Annotated in this window: 11 protein-coding genes; all 11 read left to right on the top strand. The window is 73.5% G+C overall.

All coding sequences use genetic code 11. From position 1 onward, the window contains the following. The first annotated feature begins 2 nt into the window (after positions 1-2). The 11 genes from AC068D_RS02485 to AC068D_RS02435 are packed head-to-tail and all read left to right on the top strand — an operon-like array spanning position 3 to position 19,028. Positions 3-1,265, top strand: coding sequence for a MupA/Atu3671 family FMN-dependent luciferase-like monooxygenase (locus AC068D_RS02485; RefSeq protein ID WP_478821045.1), 1,263 nt, complete (start codon positions 3-5; stop codon positions 1,263-1,265). Beyond that, positions 1,262-5,386, top strand: coding sequence for a non-ribosomal peptide synthetase (locus tag AC068D_RS02480; protein ID WP_478821044.1), 4,125 nt, complete (start codon positions 1,262-1,264; stop codon positions 5,384-5,386). Before AC068D_RS02485 ends, AC068D_RS02480 begins: the two co-directional genes overlap by 4 nt. Further along, positions 5,379-6,635 carry an MFS transporter gene (locus AC068D_RS02475; protein WP_478821043.1) on the top strand — a complete coding sequence of 419 codons (1,257 nt, stop codon included), beginning with the start codon at positions 5,379-5,381 and terminating at the stop codon, positions 6,633-6,635. Before AC068D_RS02480 ends, AC068D_RS02475 begins: the two co-directional genes overlap by 8 nt. Continuing rightward, positions 6,632-9,859 (top strand): non-ribosomal peptide synthetase, encoded by a 3,228-nt coding sequence (locus AC068D_RS02470; protein ID WP_478821042.1) that lies wholly within the window; start codon positions 6,632-6,634, stop codon positions 9,857-9,859. Before AC068D_RS02475 ends, AC068D_RS02470 begins: the two co-directional genes overlap by 4 nt. A gap of 11 nt (positions 9,860-9,870) precedes the next feature. Continuing rightward, the gene (locus tag AC068D_RS02465; protein WP_478821041.1) at positions 9,871-11,478 is read left to right on the top strand and encodes an AMP-binding protein; all 1,608 of its coding nucleotides are present in this window, start codon (positions 9,871-9,873) and stop codon (positions 11,476-11,478) included. Continuing rightward, positions 11,475-14,021, top strand: a complete 2,547-nt coding sequence (locus AC068D_RS02460; RefSeq protein ID WP_478821040.1) for a non-ribosomal peptide synthetase — start codon at positions 11,475-11,477, stop codon at positions 14,019-14,021. The genes AC068D_RS02465 and AC068D_RS02460 overlap by 4 nt, the downstream gene beginning before the upstream one ends. 44 nt (positions 14,022-14,065) lie before the next feature. Continuing rightward, positions 14,066-15,319, top strand: a complete 1,254-nt coding sequence (locus AC068D_RS02455; RefSeq protein ID WP_478821039.1) for an ATP-grasp domain-containing protein — start codon at positions 14,066-14,068, stop codon at positions 15,317-15,319. Beyond that, positions 15,306-16,037 (top strand): HAD family hydrolase, encoded by a 732-nt coding sequence (locus AC068D_RS02450; RefSeq protein ID WP_478821038.1) that lies wholly within the window; start codon positions 15,306-15,308, stop codon positions 16,035-16,037. Before AC068D_RS02455 ends, AC068D_RS02450 begins: the two co-directional genes overlap by 14 nt. Further along, a complete protein-coding gene (locus AC068D_RS02445) occupies positions 16,034-17,188 on the top strand; it encodes a hypothetical protein (protein WP_478821037.1) in 1,155 nt (384 codons plus the stop codon). The genes AC068D_RS02450 and AC068D_RS02445 overlap by 4 nt, the downstream gene beginning before the upstream one ends. A gap of 44 nt (positions 17,189-17,232) precedes the next feature. Beyond that, on the top strand, positions 17,233-18,153 hold the full coding sequence (locus AC068D_RS02440) for an NAD-dependent epimerase/dehydratase family protein (RefSeq protein WP_478821036.1): 921 nt from the start codon (positions 17,233-17,235) through the stop codon (positions 18,151-18,153). Beyond that, positions 18,120-19,028, top strand: coding sequence for a GNAT family N-acetyltransferase (locus tag AC068D_RS02435; protein ID WP_478821035.1), 909 nt, complete (start codon positions 18,120-18,122; stop codon positions 19,026-19,028). The genes AC068D_RS02440 and AC068D_RS02435 overlap by 34 nt, the downstream gene beginning before the upstream one ends. The last annotated feature ends 20 nt before the right edge of the window (positions 19,029-19,048 follow it).

Raw genomic sequence — 19,048 nt, 5'->3', positions numbered from 1 at the left:
CCATGGCGGACGAGACGGCCGGGACGGACGGCGCCCGAGGGGTGCAGGAGCGGCTGGCCTCGCTGTCGCCGAGCCAGCGTGCGCTGCTGGAGAAGTCCCTGCGGGACCGGAAGCTCCGGGCGCCCGAGGAGCTGGCCACCGGGGACCGGGCGCGGACGCCGGCGAAGCCCGCCGCGCCGCGCCGGTCGCGGCGCCCGGGCAGCACCATGGACTTCAGCTTGTTCTTCTTCTCCGGCGACGGCACGGCGGCGGGCCCGGGCAAGTACCAACTGCTGCTGGACAGCGCGCGGTTCGCGGACCGCAAGGGTTTCGGCGGGATCTGGGTGCCGGAGCGGCACTTCGTCGACTTCGGCGGCCTGTACCCGAACCCGTCCGTCCTGGCAGCGGCCCTCGCGGTGCTGACCGAGCGGATCCAGATCCGGGCGGGCAGCGCGGTGCTGCCGTTGCACCACCCGGTGCGGGTCGCCGAGGAATGGGCGGTCGTGGACAACCTGTCGGGCGGTCGGGCCGCCATCTCTGCGGCCTCCGGCTGGCACCCGGACGACTTCGTCCTGGCGCCCGGCGACGGGCAGCGGCGCTATCCGCACCGCAAGGACGAGATGTTCGACGCCATCGCCACGATCCGGCGTCTGTGGGCGGGCGAGAGCGTGGAGCTGCCGCGCGCCGACGGCAGCCTCCAGAGCGTGCGGTCACTGCCCCGGCCCCTGCAGGCGGAGCTGCCGGTGTGGGTGTCCACCCAGGGCAGCACGGAGACGTTCGTCCGGGCCGGGGAGATCGGCGCCAACCTGCTGACCGGCGTGGGGGCGCAGTATCCCGCGACCCTGAAGGACAACACGGCCGCGTACCGCGAGGCGCGCGCCCGGGCCGGACACGACCCGGCGGCCGGGCGGGTCACGGCGATGGTCCACACCTTCCTGTGGCCGGACGACGACGAGGCGCGGGAGCTGGTCAGAGGCCCGCTGACCGGCTATCTGAAGTCGTTCCTGGCACAGCAGGACAGCTTCGACAGCGAGTTCTCCAAGCTCGGCGAGACCGAGCGGGAGGTCATGCTCGACCGGGCCTTCGAGCGCTACTTCGACTCGCTGGCCCTGCTCGGGACCCCCGACAAGTGCGAGTCGCTCATCGAGGACCTGGTGGACCTCGGGGTGGACGAGGTCGCCTGCCTGGTCGACTTCGGCATCGCGCCGGACCGGGTGCTGAAGAGCCTGGAACACCTCACCGAACTGAAGGACCGGTACCGGTCCGAGGAAGGGCGGCAGCCGTGACCGACCTCTCGTCCCGGCTCGCGGGACTCACCCCGGCCCAGCGCGCCCTCCTGGACCGCCGCATGCGCGAGCGTGCCTCGAAGGCCGTGCCAGAGCAGGCGCTGGGCCCCGTCACCCGCCGGAGCGGCGGAGACCGGGTGCCGCTCACCGTGGACCAGGAGCGGATCTGGCTCATCCACCAGTTCGACCCGGCGGATCCGGTCTACACGGTGTACTTCGCGTCCCGGCTCCGCGGCGGCCTCGACACCGGCGCCCTGCAGCGGGCGGTGGACACCTTCGTCCGGCGTCACGAGGCGATGCGCACCACCTTCGAGCAGGACGGCGACAAGCCGGTCCAGGTGGTGCACGCCACGATGGACGTGCCGATCCGCCAGGTCGACCTGCGGTCCGTGCCGGCGGAGCGGCGTGAGGAGGAGATGCTGCGGCTCGCCACGGAAGAGCTGCGCGTCCCCTTCGACATCGTCGGCGGGCCGCTGCTGCGGGTGACCCTGCTGAAGCTGACCGAGCACGAGCACGTGCTGGTGGGCACGGTGGACCACCTGGTCTGGGACCGCGGCTCCATGGGCATCTTCAACACCGAGATCGCCGAGCTGTACTCGGCGTACGCCACCGGCCGCGAGCCGAAGCTGGCGGATGTCGAGGTCCACTATCCGGACTACGCCGAGTGGCAGCCCGCCTGGCTGCGGGAGGAGGTCGCGCGCCGGCAGCTGCCGTTCTGGAAGCAGCAGCTCGACGGCGCCGACCTGGTACTCGAGCTGCCGACGGACCGGCCGCGTCCCCCGGTCATGACCTCTCACGGCGCCCGTCACCAGTTCCTGTTCACCCCTGAGCTGACCCAGGGGGTGAAGGAGCTGGCGAAACGGGAGGGCGTGTCCGTGTTCGTCGTGCTCCTCGCGGCGTGGGAGCTGCTGCTGCACCGGCTGTCCGGCCAGGACAGCATCGTCGTCGGCACCACCTCGTCCACGCGTGGGCGGCCCGAGATCGAGTCCACGATCGGCTACTTCCTCACCATGCTGCCGCTGCGCTCCACGCTGCGGCCCGGGATGACGCTGCGGGAGCTGATGCGGGCGACCCGGACCACCATGATGGGCGCCTTCGACCACAACGACATCCCGTTCGGCACGCTCCTGGACGAGCTGGACATCGACCGCGACCCGAGCCGGACACCGGTCTACCAGTCGTCGTTCGTCCTCGTGGACTTCCACTACGAGGAGCAGGCGCCGATGGCGGGCCTGGCGGTGGAGGAGCTGACCCTCGACAACGCCACCGCCAAGGACGACGTCATGCTGGCCGTCGCCGACGACCCGGCGGTCTCCGAGGACCGCTTCCACTGCCTCCTGGAGTACAACACCGACCTGTTCGACGAGAGCACGATGGCGCGGATGGCCCGCCAGTACACCCGGATCGTGGAGCAGATGGTCCAGGACCCGGGGGTGGCCGTGGCGGACCTGTCACCGGTCGGCCCCGAGGAAGCGCACCGGATGCTGGTCGAGTGGAACCGCACCGGGGCCGAGCGGGAACCGGGCCTGTGCCTGGAGGACCTGATCCGGCGTCAGGCCCTGGCCACGCCCGACGCGGCGGCCGTGTCCTGCGGCGACGAGTCACTGACGTACACGGAACTGGTGGGGCGGGCCGGCCGGCTCGCCTCGTACCTGCGGGAGCGGGGCGTCGCCGAGGAGTCCGTGGTCGGCGTGTGCCTGGACCGGTCGGTGGACCTGGTGGTCGGGCTGCTGGGCGTGACCATGGCGGGCGGCGCCGCCCTGCCGCTGGACGCCGCCCATCCGGCCGGCCGCCTGGCGGACATGACCGGCGACGCGGGCGCCCGACTGGTGCTGACCCGCTCCGGGATGCTGGACGCGCTGGCGGACTGCCCGGGCGGGCGCGTCTGCCTGGACACCGACGCGGAGACCATCGCCGCCGCCCCGCCGGTGCCGCCGAAGCTCGCGATGGCCGAGGACCGGCTCGCTTACGTCATCTACACGTCCGGCTCCACGGGCCGACCCAAGGGCGTGGAGGTCACCCACCGCAATCTGGTCAACCTGCTCCTCGCGATGGCCGGCGAAGTGGGCCTCCGCCCGGGGGACGTGCTGAGCGCCGTCACCCCGATCACCTTCGACATCGCCGGCCTGGAGCTGTACGGGCCGCTGGTCGCCGGGGCCCGTACGCACATCGTGCGCAAGGAGGAGGCGGTCGACGGCCGCCGGCTCGCCGAGGTCCTGGCCGAGACCGGCACGACCGTGCTCCAGGCGACCCCGGCGACCTGGCACCTGCTCGTCGAGGCCGGCTGGGAGAACGACGGTTCGCTCCGGGCCCTGGTGGGCGGCGAGGCGCTGCCGCCCTCGCTGGCCGGGCGGCTCGTCCGCCGGCCGGGCCGCACCTGGAACGTCTACGGTCCGACGGAGACCACGGTCTGGTCCACCGCGCAGCGGCTGGACAGCGGCACGGAGCAGATCTCCATCGGCCGCCCGCTCGCCAACACCGAGGCGTACGTGCTCGACGAACGGTTGCGCCCGGTGCCGATCGGGGTGCCCGGCGACCTGTATCTGGGCGGCACCGGCGTGGCCCGCGGCTACCGCGGCAGGCCGGGGCTGACGGCGGAGCGGTTCGTGCCCGACCCGTTCTCGGGTCGCCCGGGAGCCCGGATGTACGCCACCGGCGACAAGGCCAGGTGGCGGGAGGACGGCACGCTGGTCTTCCTGGGCCGCGACGACGGCCAGGTGAAGCTGCGCGGCTTCCGGATCGAGCTGGGCGAGATCGAGGCGCGGCTCGAGCGGCACCCGGCGGTGGGCCGCGCGGTGGCGCTGGTCCGCGAGGACCGGCCGGGCGACCGGCGGCTGGTCGGCTACGCGGAGGCCGGAGGGGAAGCCGGGCCGTCGCAGGAGGAGTTGCGCGAGCACCTGCGGGACTTCCTGCCGGACTACATGGTTCCGTCGGTGATCGTACGGATGGACTCGCTCCCGCTGAACACGAGCGGCAAGATCGACCGCCGGGCGCTGCCCGCGCCGGTGGTCGAGCGCGCGGCCGGCAGCTATGTGCCTCCGCGCGACGCGCTGGAACTGGAGGTCGCGCACGTCTGGGAGGAGGTCCTCGGGGTCGCTCCGGTGGGTCTGCACGACCGGTTCTTCGACCTGGGCGGACACTCCCTGCTGGTGCTGCGTCTGATGGCGGAGATCGAGAAGCGGTTCGGCCGGCAGCTGCCGATGGCCGCGATCTTCCGCGGCGCGACCGTGGAGCGTTTCGCGCGGATGCTGCGCGAGGGGTACACGGAGGAGGACACCGTCCACCTCGTCGAGCTGGGCTCCGGCGAGGACGAGAACCGGGAGGCCACCGCTGCCCCGGTCTTCTTCGCCCACCCCGCGGGCAGCGAGGTCGTCTGCTACATGCCGTTCGCCGAGCTCGTCGAGGGCGGTCGGCGGGTGTACGCCCTGGCCTCCCCACCGCCGGTGGACGGGCGACTGCCGTTCGACGGCTTCGGCCAACGGGCCGCCGCCTACGCGGAGCTCATCCGCGGTGTGCAGCCCGAGGGGCCGTACACCGTCGCCGGCTGGTGCTACGGCGGCGCCAACGCCTACGCGGTCGCCGCCGAGCTGGAGCGGACGGGCGAGCGGGTGTCCGTGGTGATGATGGACGCGCATCCCCCTGCGGTGGTCCCGGAGGGATCCGAACCCGACCGGGCCGACATCGTGGAGGCCGTCGCCGCCAACCTCCAGTGGGACTACGGCGACCGGCTGAAGTCCGCCGATGAGCTGCGCGGGATGACGCCGGACGAGCATCTCGACCATCTGCTGGAGCTGGCCCGCGCCTCGGGCTATCTTCCGCCGGACGCCGGCCGGGAGCAGATCGCGGGCGTGCTGGAGCTGTGGGAGGCCAACCTGCGGCTGCTGTGGAACTTCCGCCCCGACCCGGTCAAGGGCCGGGTCACCCTGATCCGGGCGGCCGAGGAGACCCACGACCCGGCCGGCTCGTGGCGGGAGCTGACCGGACGGGACATCGACGTCCGCACGGTGCCGGGCAACCACTACACGATGATGCGCCACCCGCACGTCCGGGACGTCGCCTGCGTGCTCAACGACGTGCTGCGGGACGAGGACCACGAAGCGGGAGGCCACACCGATGCTTGAGCTCCTCAAGGACCGGATGTACATCCGGTACTGGCTGGCCGTCGTGGCCTCCTTCCTCGGTGACGCCATCACGAAGATCACTTTGATCTACGTGGTGGCCACCGAGACGGAGAACCCGGTGCTGTACGTGTCCCTGGTGGTCATCGCCCAGCTGCTGCCGTCCGGGGTGCTCGGCGCGTTCGTCGGTCCGCTGGCCGACCGGATGCCAGCCCGGGTGCTGATGGTCGGCTCGGACCTGGTCCGGGCCGTCCTGGCCCTGCTGATGATCGCCGTACGGGACTCGCCGCTGCTGCTGCTCGTGCTGATCCTGCTGAGCGGGATCGGGAAGTCGTTCTTCGAGACCGCCCGTCTCACCGCGATCCCGCTGATCGTCCGCGGGCACAGCATCCCCACGGCGGTGGCGCTGTTCCAGTCGACCAACCACACCCTGAACCTGGTCGGCCCTGCGATGGGCGGGCTGCTGCTCGCCTTCGGCAGTGTCTCGGCGGTGTTCGTCATCGACGCGGCGACCTTCGTGGTCTCGGCGCTGCTGCTGAGCACCATGACGGTGCTCCGCGAGGTGCCCGTGGCGGGCGGCCCTCGGGAGCCGTACTGGCGGTCGCTGCGCACCGGCCTCGACGGGGTGCTGGCCACACCGTCGCTGCGCTTCCTCGCCGTCGTGCTGGTGCCGGTGATGCTGGCGCTGGGCCTGTTCTCCACCAATCTCAACTCCCAGCTCCTGAACGTCTTCCGGCTGGCCCCGTTCGACTACGGGCTGGCGCAGGCGGCGTTCGGCGCCGGCTCGGTCGCCGGCGCCCTGCTCGGGCCGCCCTTGGTGCGCCGCTACTCCGACCGGAAGCTGCTGATCTGGTCGATCGCGCTGTTCGGCGTCTCGCTGCTGCTGCTCGACCCGACGGGGCGCCTGCGGGACTCGCTGGGAGTGACCGTCGTGCTGGTGTGGTGCCTCGTGGCCGGACTGGGCTCGGGTCTCTTCCAGGTGCCGGTGGCCAACACCCTGCTCAGCGACATGCCCGAGCAGCTGCGCGGCCGGGGCGTCGGCCTGTTCAACGCCCTGATGGTCAACTTCACGGTCCTCGGCGTGGTGCTGGGCGGGATCACCGCCGACCTGGCCGGCGTCGCCGAGTCGATCGTGCTCACCGGAGCGCTGCTGCTGCCCGCGGCCGTACTCATCGCCCTCGCCCCGCTGGGCCGCCCCCGCCCCGCGGCGACGGCGCAGCCGGCGCCCGCCGAATCGGACGTGACCCCGTGACCACGTGCCCCGAGGAGCTCCGACTCCCCCTCACCCGCGGCCAGATGCGGCTGTGGACGGCGGCGCAACTGCGCCCGCACGACCCCTTCCTCAGCATCCCCTTCGCCGTGGACATGGACGGCACGCTGGACCGGGAAGCGTTGGGCCGGGCGCTGGGCGAGCTGGTGCGCCGCCACCCCGCGCTGCGCACCCGGGTCGCCCGGGGAGCGGACGGCGAACCCGTGCAGTGCGTACGGGACGCCGCCTCCGCCGCACCGGACCTGCCCGAGCCCGAGCCGGTCGCACGGGCGGAGGCCGCCGCACTCGCCGAGGAGTTCGCAGCGGAGCCGCTCGACGTGGACGGCGGCGCGCTGCTGCGGCTGCGGCTGCTCCGGCTGGACGGCACGGCGCACCGGCTGCTGGTGAGCGTCCACCACATCGTCTTCGACGGGGTGTCCCTCGCCCTGTTCGTCTCCGAACTCGTGCAGCTGTACGGGGCGTTCGCCGACGGCAGCCCTTCGCTGCCGGCGGATCCGCCCGTGGCGTACGGCGACTTCCTGGCCCTGCGCACGAAGGAGGACGAGCGGGACCGTGCGGAGAACCTGCGCTACTGGACCGGCCGGCTGGCCGGTGGCCCCGAGGTGCTGGAGCTGCCGGTGTCCGCTCCCCGCGGCCCGGCCGCCGGGCATGCCGGGGACCGGCGCACCGCGCTCGTTCCGCCCGGCGTGGTGGAACCCCTGAAGAAGCTCGCGAGGGCCCGCCGGTGCAGTCTGTACATGGTGCTGAAGGCCGCGGTGGACACCGTGCTCTCCGGTTGCGGAACGGTCGATGTGCTGACCGGGATGGCCCTGTCCGGACGGGACACCACGGAGGCCGGCGGGGTCGTCGGGTATCTGACCCGCCCGGTGGTGCTGCGGTCCGACCTGTCGGACGACCCGGAGTTCACGGAGCTCCTCGGCCGGGTGCGCGGTGACCTGCTGGACGCCCTGGACCACCCGGACCTGCCGATGGACGAGGTGATCGACGCCCTGGGCGTCGGCCGGGACCCCAGCCACCACCCGCTGTACCAGGTGGCGTACACCCACCAGCCGACCGCGCCCGCGCACCGGGCGGGCGGTGTGCTGTTCCGGGCCGGGGAGCTGCGGCAGCCCACGACCAAGGCCGACCTGGCGATCGACACCCTGGAGACGGACGACGACGGGCTGCTGGTCCTGGCCGACTACCGTGCGGACCTGATCGACGGCGCCGTCGCCGAGCTGCTGCTGGCCCGGCTGGGAACGGTCCTCGAGCGGATCGGCGTGGACCCGGGGCAGCGGGTGTCCGCGCTGCTGCGGCCGGACACGGCCGAACGGCGGCGGCTGCCGGCCCTGTGGAATCCGTCGGAGGATGCCGACCCGGTGGAGGAGTGCGTGCACACCCTGGTGGCCGCACAGGCCGCCCGGACGCCGGACGCCGTCGCCGTGGCGGCCGGGGCGCGCACCTGGACCTACGGCGAACTGGAGGCGGCGGCCGAGGAGCTGGCGGCGCAGCTGCGGGCGCTGGGCGTGGGACCGGAGGTCCGGGTCGGGGTGTGTGTGCCGCTCTCCCTCGACCTGGTGGCCGCCCAGCTCGCGGTGTGGAAGGCGGGCGGGGTGTGCGTTCCGCTGGATCCCTCGCTGCCCGCGTTCCTGCTGCGGATCGCGGTGGACGACGCGGGCGTGGACACGGTGCTCGCCGACCCGGTCGCCTTCCCGCTCTTCGACCGCACGAGGGTGCGGGTGGTCGCGTCCGACCTCTGCGGTACGGGCCCGGCCGGAGATCCGGTGCCCCCGGGCGTGTTCCCCTCCGAGGCGGTGGCAGGGCCGCGGAACGCCGCCGTCGTGCTCCGCACCTCCGGAACGACGGGCGAGCCGCTGCCGGTGGTGCTCGAGCACCGGCAGCTGGCGTCCCGACTGACCTGGGCAGCGCGGGAACTGCCCGCCGAGGCACTGGAGTCCGTGGTTCCGCTGGGCGCCCCGGACGCATCGGGAGCGGTCTTCGAGCTGTTCGCTCCGCTGGTGCGGGGCGGCCGGATGACGGTCCCCACCGGTGGCGCCCGCGGCACGGTGTGGGCGATGCCCTCGGCGCTCGCCGCGCCCGGCGGGGTCGGGATCGGCACGACCCATGTGCTGGCGTCCGGCGAGCCGCTGGTACCGGCCGTGATCCGGTACGCGTACGACGGTGGGGCGGCGGCGGTGCACCATGTGTACGCGGCGGCCGAGACGGGCGGGCCCGCGCTGGCGAGCCCCGTGCAGTCCGGCGCGGACGCGGTGACGCTGGGCGTTCCGGCGGACGCCACGGTGTACGTCCTGGACCGTGCCGGCGACCCGGTGCCGCCGGGGGGCGTGGGCGAACTGCACATCGGCGGCGCGGCGGTGGCGCGCGGCTACGCGGGCCGCCCCGGGCTGACCGCCGAGCGGTTCCGGCCCGACCCGTACGGCGGCCGGCCCGGCGGCCGGCTCTTCGCCACCGGCGATCTGGCGCGCTGCCTGCCCGACGGGCGGCTGGTGTTCGCCGGGCGGATCTCCGACCGGGTACGGGTGCGGGGCGTCCGGGTGGCGGCCTTCGACGTCCAGGCGGCGCTGCTGGCGCACCCGGGTGTGGCCCGGGCCGAGGCCGTCGTGGACGACATGTCCGCGAGGACGGCCGGGGACACGGCCGGGTACGGGCTCGCCGTCGCCGTGGTGGCCAGGCCCGGCGCCGAGCTCGCCGCCGGTGCCCTGCGCACGTACCTGGCGGGGACGCTGCCCCGCTACATGCTGCCGGAGCGGCTGGAGGTGCTGGACCGGCTGCCGCTGCTGCCGAGCGGACGGGCCGACCGTACGGCGCTGCTCCGGGCCGTCGCGGAGGCGGCCGAACGGCGGGCGGCACGGGCTGCGGCCGCTGCGGCGGAGCGGCCGGTGAACGAGACGGAGCGCCTGGTGGCGGACGCCTGGGAGCACGTGCTCGGCCGGGCGGTCGGCCCGGAGACCGGCTTCTTCGACGCGGGCGGCAACTCACTGCTGCTGATCCGGCTCCGGGGCCGGCTGCGGGAGTCGCTGGGGCGCGAGGTCGATGTCATCGACCTGTTCCGGCACCCCACGGTCCGGGCGATGGCCGACCACTTCGGCGACGGCGCCGCAGCCGCCGCCCTCGTCCCGCGCCCCGCTCCGGGGGGCTCGGAGCGGGGGCAGGCCCGGCAGCAGGCCCTGCGGACACGGGCACGGGCCCGTGCGACACGTACCTGAGAGAGGAACCGATGACCCCGCGCCCCATGTCCGTACCCGATCCCGGCGACGCCGCGAACCAGCGCACTTTGTACCAGTGGTTCGAGACCGCGGCGCTGAGTCTGCCGGACCGGCCGGCGCTGGAGATCGGCGCCGAGGTCCTCACGTACGCGCAGTTGCGCGCCCTGGCGCTGACACTGGCCGAGGGGCTCGTGCGGAAGCACGGCGGTGTGCCCCGCCGGGTGGCCCTCGTCGCCTCCCGGACCGTCGCCGCGTACGCGGGCTATCTGGCGATCCAGCGTCTCGGCGCGAGCGTGGTGCCCCTCAACCCGGACCACCCCGAAGCACGCAACCTGGACGTGGCCCAGCGCGCCGGAGTCGAGGCCGCGCTCGTGGACGTCAGGGCGGCAGGGCTGTTCCGGCTGCTGCCCGAGCGGTACCGGCCGACCGTGCTGGAAATGTCCGACGACGAGCGGGCCGACGAGCCGTTCGGCACGGCCCTCCCCCCGGTCCCGGACGATCCGGACCGCGAGGCGTACCTCATCTTCACCTCCGGATCGACCGGCCAGCCCAAGGGCGTGCCGATCCTGCACCGGCACGTCTCGCCGTATCTCGCGTACAACATCTCCCGCTACGAGATGGCGCCCGGCTGCCGGCACCCCCAGGTCTACGGGCTGACCTTCGATGTCCACTGCTACGACCTGTTCGTCACCTGGGGCGGCGGCGGGACGCTGGTCGTGCCTTCGGTCCAGGAGCTGTTCCGTCCGGTCGACTTCATCGTGGAGCGACGGCTCACCCACTGGTCGTCGGTGCCGTCGGTGGTGCGTGAGGCGCAGCGACTGGGCCATGTGCCGTTGGGCCGGGCGGTCACCCTGCGGCACAGCTCGTTCGGCGCCGAGCCGGTGACCCAAGAGCATGTGGCCCTCTGGCGCGAGGTGGCCCCGCACTCGCAGATACACAACGCCTACGGCCCCACCGAGGTGGCGATCGGCTGCGTCAACCACCGTCTGACCGGCCCGAGTTCGGACTGGCCCGAGTACACCGGCGGTTCGGTGCCGATCGGCCAGGTGTACCCGCACATGGAGGCGGTGCTGCTCGGCGAGGACGGACTGCCCGCCGACGAGGGCGAGTTGTGCGTGCGTGGCCCGCAGCGGTTCGACGGCTACCTCGACCCCCGGGAGAACGCGGGCCGGTTCCTCGCGTACGAGGAGGCCGAGGGCCCCGCCGTGGTGTACGACGGCTTTGGCCCCCTCACCGCCCGCCACTGGTACCGCACCGGTGACCGGGTGCGCCGTGAGGGCGAGGTCATGGTCCACCGCGGCCGGCTCGACCAGCAGGTCAAGGTGCGCGGCCACCGCGTGGAGATCGGCGAGGTGGAGGCGGTGTTCCGCCGGCACCCGCACGTGGTGGACGTGGCCGTGGTGCCCGTCCCCGCCGAGGAGGGGGAGACGGAGCTGGCCGCCGCGTACGCCGGGCGCGAGGTGGAGCCGACGGCGTTCGACGCCTGGCTGCGCGAGCGCGTGCCGCTGCACATGGTGCCGTCCCGGATCCGGCTGATGGACGGGCTGCCGCTCAACGACAACGGAAAGACGGACCGCAAGGCACTCGCGCGGATCCTCGGCACTCGGGAGACGTCATGACGGAAGCGCTGGACTCGACGGCTCACTGGCGGGCCGCGCTGGACGGGATTGAGCCGCTGGAGCTGCCGGTGGACCGCCCCCGTCCCGCCGGGCCGGAATCGGACCCGGCGACGGCGGAGCTCACCCGCGCCGTCCCGGCGGCGACGGCGGACGCCCTGCGCAAGGTCGCGGCGGAGCACGGTGCCGGGCTGCCCGCCGCGCTGCTCGCGGCGTTCCAGGCCGTCCTCGGCCGGTGGGCCCGCAAGCGGGACGTGGCGGTGGGCGTCGCGGTGGACGGGAACCTCGTCGTGGTCCGTACGGGCCTCGGGGGCATCGGGCCGCAGGACGGGCCGTCCTTCGCGGAGCTGGCGGCGGGGGTGGACGCGACCCTGTGGAAGACCCGGGAGCGGGCCGCGGTCCCGTTCCTGGAACTGGCCGCCGCCCTCGGGGCGGCTCCGGAGCGCTCGGGCGGCCACCACCCGCTGGTGCAGGCCGTGTTCGCAGCCCACCCCGGGGACGCCGACTGTGGATACCGGGCGCCCGCCGGGATCTGCCCGCCCGATCTGGCCCTGCACTGGGCCGAGCACGGTGAGGGCGGACTGCGGCTGCGTCTGGAGTACCGGGCCGCGCTGTTCACCGCCGGGACCGCCGCGCGGTTCGCGGACGGCCTGGTGACTCTCCTCACCGGCGCAGGCGACCGGCCGGACCTCCCTCTCCGGGAGCTGGACGTCGTCACGGCGGAGGAGCGGGAGACCCTGCGGGCCTGGGGCCGCAATCCGGTCGCCTACCCGAAGGACCGGACGGTCTGGGGGCTGTTCGCCGCGCAGGCGTCCCGGACGCCGGACGCGATCGCCGTGGTCTTCGGAGACGATGAGGTCACCTACCGGGAGCTGGACGCCCGGGCCGGGCGGCTCGCCCGGCGCCTGCGGAGCCTCGGAGTGCACCGGAACGTGCCGGTCGGGGTGTGCCTGGAGCGCGGCACGGAGCTGATCGTGGCGCTGCTCGCCGTACTGCGGGCGGGCGGGGCGTACGTGCCGCTGGACCCCGCACACCCCTCGGATCGGCTCTCGTTCGTCCTCACGGACACGGCGGCGCCGGTCGTCGTCACCCAGGAGTCGCTGCGCGGGCCGCTGGGCGGTGAGCGGGTGGTCGTCTCGGTGGACGCGCCGGCGTCGGCCGACGCCGGCCGGGAGGCCCCCGGTACCGCCGGGAGCGGTGCGGAGCCCCTCACCGGCGCGGGCCCGGACGATCTCGCGTACGTGCTGTACACCTCCGGCTCCAGCGGTGTTCCCAAGGGCGTGGCCGTCACGGTCGGTTCACTGGTCAACCTGCTGCACGGGATGCGGGACACCTTCCCGGCGCCGGAGAGCGATCGGGTGCTCTTCACCACCTCGGCCACCTTCGACATCGCGGGCGTCGAGGTCTTCCTGCCGCTGATCACCGGCGGCCGTGTCATCGGCGCCGACCGGGACCAGGTGCGCACCCCTCGCGCGCTGACCGAGCTGATCGACCGGCACGCCGCGACGCTGGTCCAGGCCACTCCGTCCGCCTGGCGACCGCTCCTTGACGCCCTGGGGGACACCGGGCGCCGGCTCACGGTCTTCACCGCCGGCGAGGCGCTCCCCGCCGGGCTGGCGGCGCGGATGCTCCGTGCGGGGCGCCGGGTCGTCAACGGGTACGGCCCGACCGAGACCACCGTGTACGCCACGCTCGCCGAGCTCCGGGAAGGGGCGGGGGGCCCGGTTCCGATCGGCCGGCCGACGCCGAACACCGAGGTGTCCGTGGTGGACGAGCACGGCCGGCTCGTCCCGGTCGGCGTGCCCGGCGAACTCCTGATCGGTGGGGCGGGCGTGGCCCGGGGCTACCTGGGGCGCCCGGACCTGACCGCGGAGCGCTTCGCCGACGGGGTCTACCGGACCGGGGACCTGGTGCGCTGGCTGCCGGACGGGAACCTGGACTTCCTGGGCCGCCTGGACCAGCAGGTGAAGCTCCGTGGCTTCCGGATCGAGCCGGGTGAGACCGAGGCGGCGCTGCTGGCGCACGAGGACGTGGCCGCGTGCGCGGTGACCGTGCGGGACGACGCGGTTCCCGGGGAGCGGGTGCTCGTCGCCTACTGCGTCCCGGCGGCCGGACGCGCGCCCGGCGTGTCAGCGCTGCGCGAGTGGTGCGGGAGGACCCTGCCCGACTACATGGTGCCCGCCGTGTTCGTCTTCCTCGACGCCCTGCCGCTGACGGGCAGCGGCAAGACCGATCGAGCGGCCCTGCCGGCGCCGGACGGCGACCGGTCCGGTCCCGAGGCGGAGTTCGTGGCACCGCGCAATGCCGCCGAGCGCGCGGTGGCCCGGGTCTGGGCCGAGGCGCTGTGGGCGGACGAAGTGGGCGCGTACGACGACTTCTTCGATCTCGGCGGCGACTCGCTGATCGCCACGCGGGCGGCGCTGAAGCTGCAGGAGGAGTTCGGCCTGGAGATCCCGGTGCGAGTGCTGTTCACCCGCACGACGGTGGAGTCGCTCGCGAAGGCGCTGATGACCGTACGCCGCGGCGGCGACTGGCCTGCGGCCTGAGCCGCCCCGCCCTTCACTGCTCTCCCCGGACAGAGGTGGAACACATGAGTGACCAACCGGTGCTGCTGACCGTGTACGACACCGGCAGCCTCGCCCCGACGCGGCTGACCGAGGCCGCGCGGCGCGCGGGCTGTGCCCTGGTGTTCGTCGTCGCCGACACCGAGCACGCCCGCGAGATGATCCCGACCCTGGAGACCTTCGGCACCGTCGTCGACCTGGCGGGCCGCACCGAGCACGAGACCGTGGTGGCGCTGAAGGCTCTCGGTCCCGCGGGGATCATCACCTTCAGCGAGTTCCAGATCGCCCGCACGGTCCGGCTGGCCGCGGCACTGGGGTTGCGCTACCACTCCCCCGCCGACGTGGACGCCATCACGCACAAGGACCTCCAGCGGGAGCGGTTCGCCCGAACGGGCGTGGACGCCGTCCGCTTCCGAACCGTCACCGCACCGGACCAGGTGGACGAGGCCATCGAGCACGTCGGGCTGCCCGCCATCATCAAGCCGGTCGTCGGCGCCTCCAGTCGCAACACCCGCGCGGTGACGACGGCCGAGGAGTGCCGGGCGGCGGTCGCGGAGGTCTTCGACGCCTCGGGCGACGGGCCCGTGGAGACGGCCGTGATGCTCGAGGAGCTGCTCGAAGGCCGCCCCACGCCGGCTCCGTGGGGCGACTACATCGCGGTGGACTGCGTGGCCGACGGCGACGACGTGCGCCCGGTCTTCGTCACCAGCAAGTTCGCGCTGGCCGAGCCCTTCCGCGAGCGAGGCGGCTACGGCGGCTTCTCGGTGGTGTCCGAGGAGGACGAGCGGGCCGTCCGGGACCTGGCCTGCCGGGCCGTCCGCGCACTGAACATCCACGGCGTGGCCGACGTCGAGATCAAGCTGACCGCCGACGGACCGAGGGTCATCGAGGTCAACGGCAGGCTCGGCGCGTGGGTGGACGACCTGGCCGTCCGCTCCGGCACCTCCGACCCGGCGTACGTGGCGGTGGCGGCCGCCCTCGGCCTGCCGTACGAGACCCAGGACGTCAGGAAGGGGGCGCCGATCGCCTTCCACTACCTGATCGTTCCGCCCGCCGGAGCACGCCGGGTCAAGGCCATCCGCAACGTGTCCGCGCTGCGCCGGCTGCCGAACGTGAACAGCGTCGCGGTGCTCACCGAACCCGGTGCCTGCGTGGACTGGCGGATCGGCGCGCGCGGCAACACGGCGGCCGTCATCGGATCCGCCGCCACCCACCAGGAGCTGGCCGACGCCGTGGCCGCCATCGAGAGCGTCGACTGGATCACCTATGCGTACGAATGAGCCGGACGGAACGTTTCTCATCTTCGACCTGGACGGCGTCCTGGTGGACACCCAGGACGCCGAGAACGGCGGACTCGCCCATGTGGGCGAGTTGATGGGAGTGAGGCTCGGCAAGGAGCGGCGGGACGAGCTGTTCTCCGGCAAGAAGATGCAGGAGTGCCTCGACCTGCTGGAGGAGCTGGCCGGGACACCGCCGCCCGCGGACGCCGTGCCGATCGCGCGGGCCAGGTGCGAGGAGCTGATCGGCGACCGGCTGGAGCCCGTCGAGGGCGTGGCGCACGCGCTGGACCGGCTGAGCGCCATGCCGGGCGTGTCCGGCATGTGCGTGGCCTCGAACAGCCCGCTCGACCTCATCGAGCGCCGCCTCGCCAAGGCGGGGATCCTGCACCACTTCGGGTACCGGCTCTTCTCCGCGTACGAGGTGGATGCGTGGAAGCCCGACCCGAAGCTCTTCCTGGCGGCGGCCGAGCGGTCCGGGGCCGCCGTCGCGGACTGCCTGGTGATCGAGGACAGCCCGGTCGGCGTGGACGCCGGGCTCGACGCCGGAATGCGGGTCCTGCAGTACACCGCCGACCGGGCGACCGGCGCGCACCGGGAGGGCGCGGAGGTGTTCCGCTCGATGGGCGACCTCCCGGACGTCGTGATGTCCGTGCTCATCCGGTCCGCCGCGACCCCCGTGTCCACCCTCACCGCCGCAACCCCTGGAAGGATCCGATGAACAGCCCCGCGCACGAGGCACGCAAGGTCATGATCCTGGGCGCCGGCGACATCGGTCGCCGTGTCTTCCTCGAGCTGGCGCACAGCGACCGTCCGAGGGAACTGCGGCTGGTCGGCCGGGACGAGGAGGCGGTGCTCCGCGCCACCAACCTGGCCCGGTTCTGCGCCATCCAGCGCGGGTACGCGCCCCGGGTCAGCCACGCCCTGACCGATCTGCGGGACGTGGCGCGCACCGCCGAGCGGATCGCCGAGTTCCGCCCCGACGTCCTCTTCCTGGCCGCGAGTTACCAGTCGTGGTGGGTGATCTCGACGCTGGCGGAGCCGGCGTTCCAGCGGCTGTACGCGGCCAACTACGGGCCGTGGCTGCCGATGCACCTGGTGCCGACGATGAAGGCGATGGAGGCCGTCCGGCAGTCCGGGGTGAACCCGGTCGTCGTCAACGCCGCCTACCCCGACGCCGTGCATCCCGCGCTGCTGGCTATCGGTCTCTCCCCGGACCTCGGCATCGGCAATGTCGCCAACAACGTCCCCGGCATCGCCGCGGCCGTGGCGGACGAACTCGGCCGTCCGGCCGAGGACATAGAGGTGCGCCTCGTCGCGCACCACTACGTCTCGCACCGCCTGTCCCGGCACGGGGACAGCGGTCCGGCGGAGATGGGCCTGGGCATCCGGGTGGGCGACCGGGACATCACGGCCGATCTGGACGTACCGGCGCTGCTGAACCGGCTGCCCGAGCGGTACCGGCGCACCGGCGGCCTGCCCGGCCAGGCGATGACGGCGGCGTCGGCACTGAGCGTGCTGGAGCCGCTGGCCGACGGGCGGGCGGACCGGATCCACGCGCCGGGCGCGGGAGGCGCGGTGGGCGGCCATCCGGTCGCCCTGGAGGCGGACGGCACGTTCGAGATCGTGCTGCCCGACGGGATGCGTCCGGAACGCGCCGACGCGATCGTCCGCTCGGGCCAGGTGCAGGACGGCATCAGCGAGATCCGCGAGGACGGCACGGTGGTCTTCGAGCCCTCGTCGATGGCGATCATGAAGGAGGAACTCGGCTACGACTGCTCGGAGATGAAGCTGTCCGAGGCCGAGGACCGGGCGTCGGAGATCGCCGAGCGGTTCACCGCGTACCGGTCGGCGACCACCGTCGCCGCGTGACCGCGATGCAGGGTGCACAAGACGGAGAAGAGAGGGATGACAGGGTGAGGCTGCTGGTGCTCGGCGGCACCGACTTCGCGGGCCGCGCGGTCGCGGAGGGCGCGCGGGACCGAGGATGGGACGTGACGGTGTTCCACCGGGGCGAGCGTCCGGCACCGCCGGGAGTGACGGTGCTCCGCGGCGACCGCACGGCACCCGACGGCCTGGCGGCGCTCGCGGAGGGCGCGTGGGACGCCGTCGTGGACACGTGGATGTCGGCGCCCCGGATCGTCCGGGACTCCGCACGGCTGTTGTCGGGGCGGGTGGGAAGGTACGCGTTCGTGTCCAGCCGCTCCGTGCACACCTGGCCCGTCGCGGCCGGGCTGGACGAGGACGGTCCGCTGGTGGACGGGGATCCGGACGCGGACGCCACGGACTACGCCGCCGACAAGAGGGGCGCCGAGCTGGCCGTGGTGCGGGAGTTCGGCGAGGATCGGTCCCTACTGGTGCGCGCCGGCCTGCTGCTGGGACCTCGGGAGAACGTGGGCCGCCTGCCCTGGTGGCTGGAGCGCGTCGCCCGCGGCGGCCCGCTCCTCGCGCCCGGTCCCAGGGACACGCCGCTGCAGTACGTGGACGTGCGGGACATGGCGAACTGGATCCTGGACGCCCTGGAGACGGGGCTCAGCGGCCCGTACAACATGGTGGGCCCGCCCGGCCACACGACGATCGGCGCCCTGCTGGACGCGTGCGTCGCCGCGACGGGCGCGTCGACGCGTCTGGTGTGGGTCGGTCCGGAGGCGCTGGCCGATGCCGGGGTCTCGGGCTGGTCGGACCTCCCGATCTGGTGCCCACCGGGCGACGAGCTCCACGACGGCGTCCACCGTGCCGACGTCACCCGCGCGCTGGCGACGGGTCTGCGCTGCCGCCCGGTCACTGACACCGTCGAGGACACATGGGCGGAGATGCGCGCAGCACGGGAGTGCTGAGCTCGGCAGCCCGGCTGTGTTCCCCGCCCGCGCGGGACGACGGCACCGCACCGACCGCGGGCGCCGCCCGTGCCCGACCCCGTACCGACCCCGTACCGACCTCGCACACCTCGCACGCCTCGCACGCCTCGCACGCCTCGCACGCCTCGCACGCCTCGCACGCCTCGCACGCCCCGCACGCCCCGCACGCCCCGCACGCCCCGCACGCCCCGCACGCCCCGCACGCCTCAAGGAGAATCGCCGTGCCCACCCACCGCACCGCCTCCGCCGCCGCCCACGACACCTCCCGGCAGACACGGGTTCCGACCGAGGTTCAGCGCCGGCCGCTCACCCGCGACGAGGCCCGGGTCGTCGTCAGCCAGATCAGGGATTCACCGAAGATCACCGGTTACAGCCCGGCCGAGTGGATGGGCCGCCGTGACACCTTCGCCCTGGTGCACACCGAAACCGGTGAGCTGCTCGGTGCGCTCCTCGTCCACCACCTGCTGGGCAACTGGTGCGAGATCGCCGTCATGTACATCTTGAAGGAGCACCGTGGTCAGGGGCACGGGCGGCGGCTGATGCGTGCCGCCCTGGACGCCCTGGCGCCCTCCGGCAAGCGCCAGTTGATGTTCTTCTCGCCCGGCGCCATCACGGTCCTGGCCGACGAGTACGGATTCCAGGTGTACGACGACGAGTCCGCCTACTGTGCGGGACGGCCATCGCGGTGGTTGTTCCTGAAGGTCGTGTACAAGGTCCAGTGGCGGTGCAGCCTGTACCGCCTCCGTGAGATCCGGCGCAAACGCAGGGAGCTCAACTGCACCTTCACCTTCCAGGTGGGAGTGCTGGAACCCGGGCCGCCTGCGCACCTGCCCCGGCCCACTCGGACCGGCTGAGTCGGCCGGCCGGGGTGCTG

The sequence above is a fragment of the Streptomyces sp. NPDC043861 genome, assembly GCF_056435905.1.
This window is presented reverse-complemented; position numbering and strand designations above follow the sequence as displayed.

What these genes read in the sequence shown, in the direction of transcription:
- AC068D_RS02435 (WP_478821035.1), top strand. Translation starts at nt 18,120, where the DNA reads ATGGGCGGAGATGCGCGCAGCACGGGAGTGCTGAGCTCGGCAGCCCGG.
- AC068D_RS02475 (WP_478821043.1), top strand. Translation starts at nt 5,379, where the DNA reads ATGCTTGAGCTCCTCAAGGACCGGATGTACATCCGGTACTGGCTGGCC.
- AC068D_RS02465 (WP_478821041.1), top strand. Translation starts at nt 9,871, where the DNA reads ATGACCCCGCGCCCCATGTCCGTACCCGATCCCGGCGACGCCGCGAAC.
- AC068D_RS02445 (WP_478821037.1), top strand. Translation starts at nt 16,034, where the DNA reads ATGAACAGCCCCGCGCACGAGGCACGCAAGGTCATGATCCTGGGCGCC.
- AC068D_RS02455 (WP_478821039.1), top strand. Translation starts at nt 14,066, where the DNA reads ATGAGTGACCAACCGGTGCTGCTGACCGTGTACGACACCGGCAGCCTC.
- AC068D_RS02460 (WP_478821040.1), top strand. Translation starts at nt 11,475, where the DNA reads ATGACGGAAGCGCTGGACTCGACGGCTCACTGGCGGGCCGCGCTGGAC.
- AC068D_RS02450 (WP_478821038.1), top strand. Translation starts at nt 15,306, where the DNA reads ATGCGTACGAATGAGCCGGACGGAACGTTTCTCATCTTCGACCTGGAC.
- AC068D_RS02485 (WP_478821045.1), top strand. Translation starts at nt 3, where the DNA reads ATGGCGGACGAGACGGCCGGGACGGACGGCGCCCGAGGGGTGCAGGAG.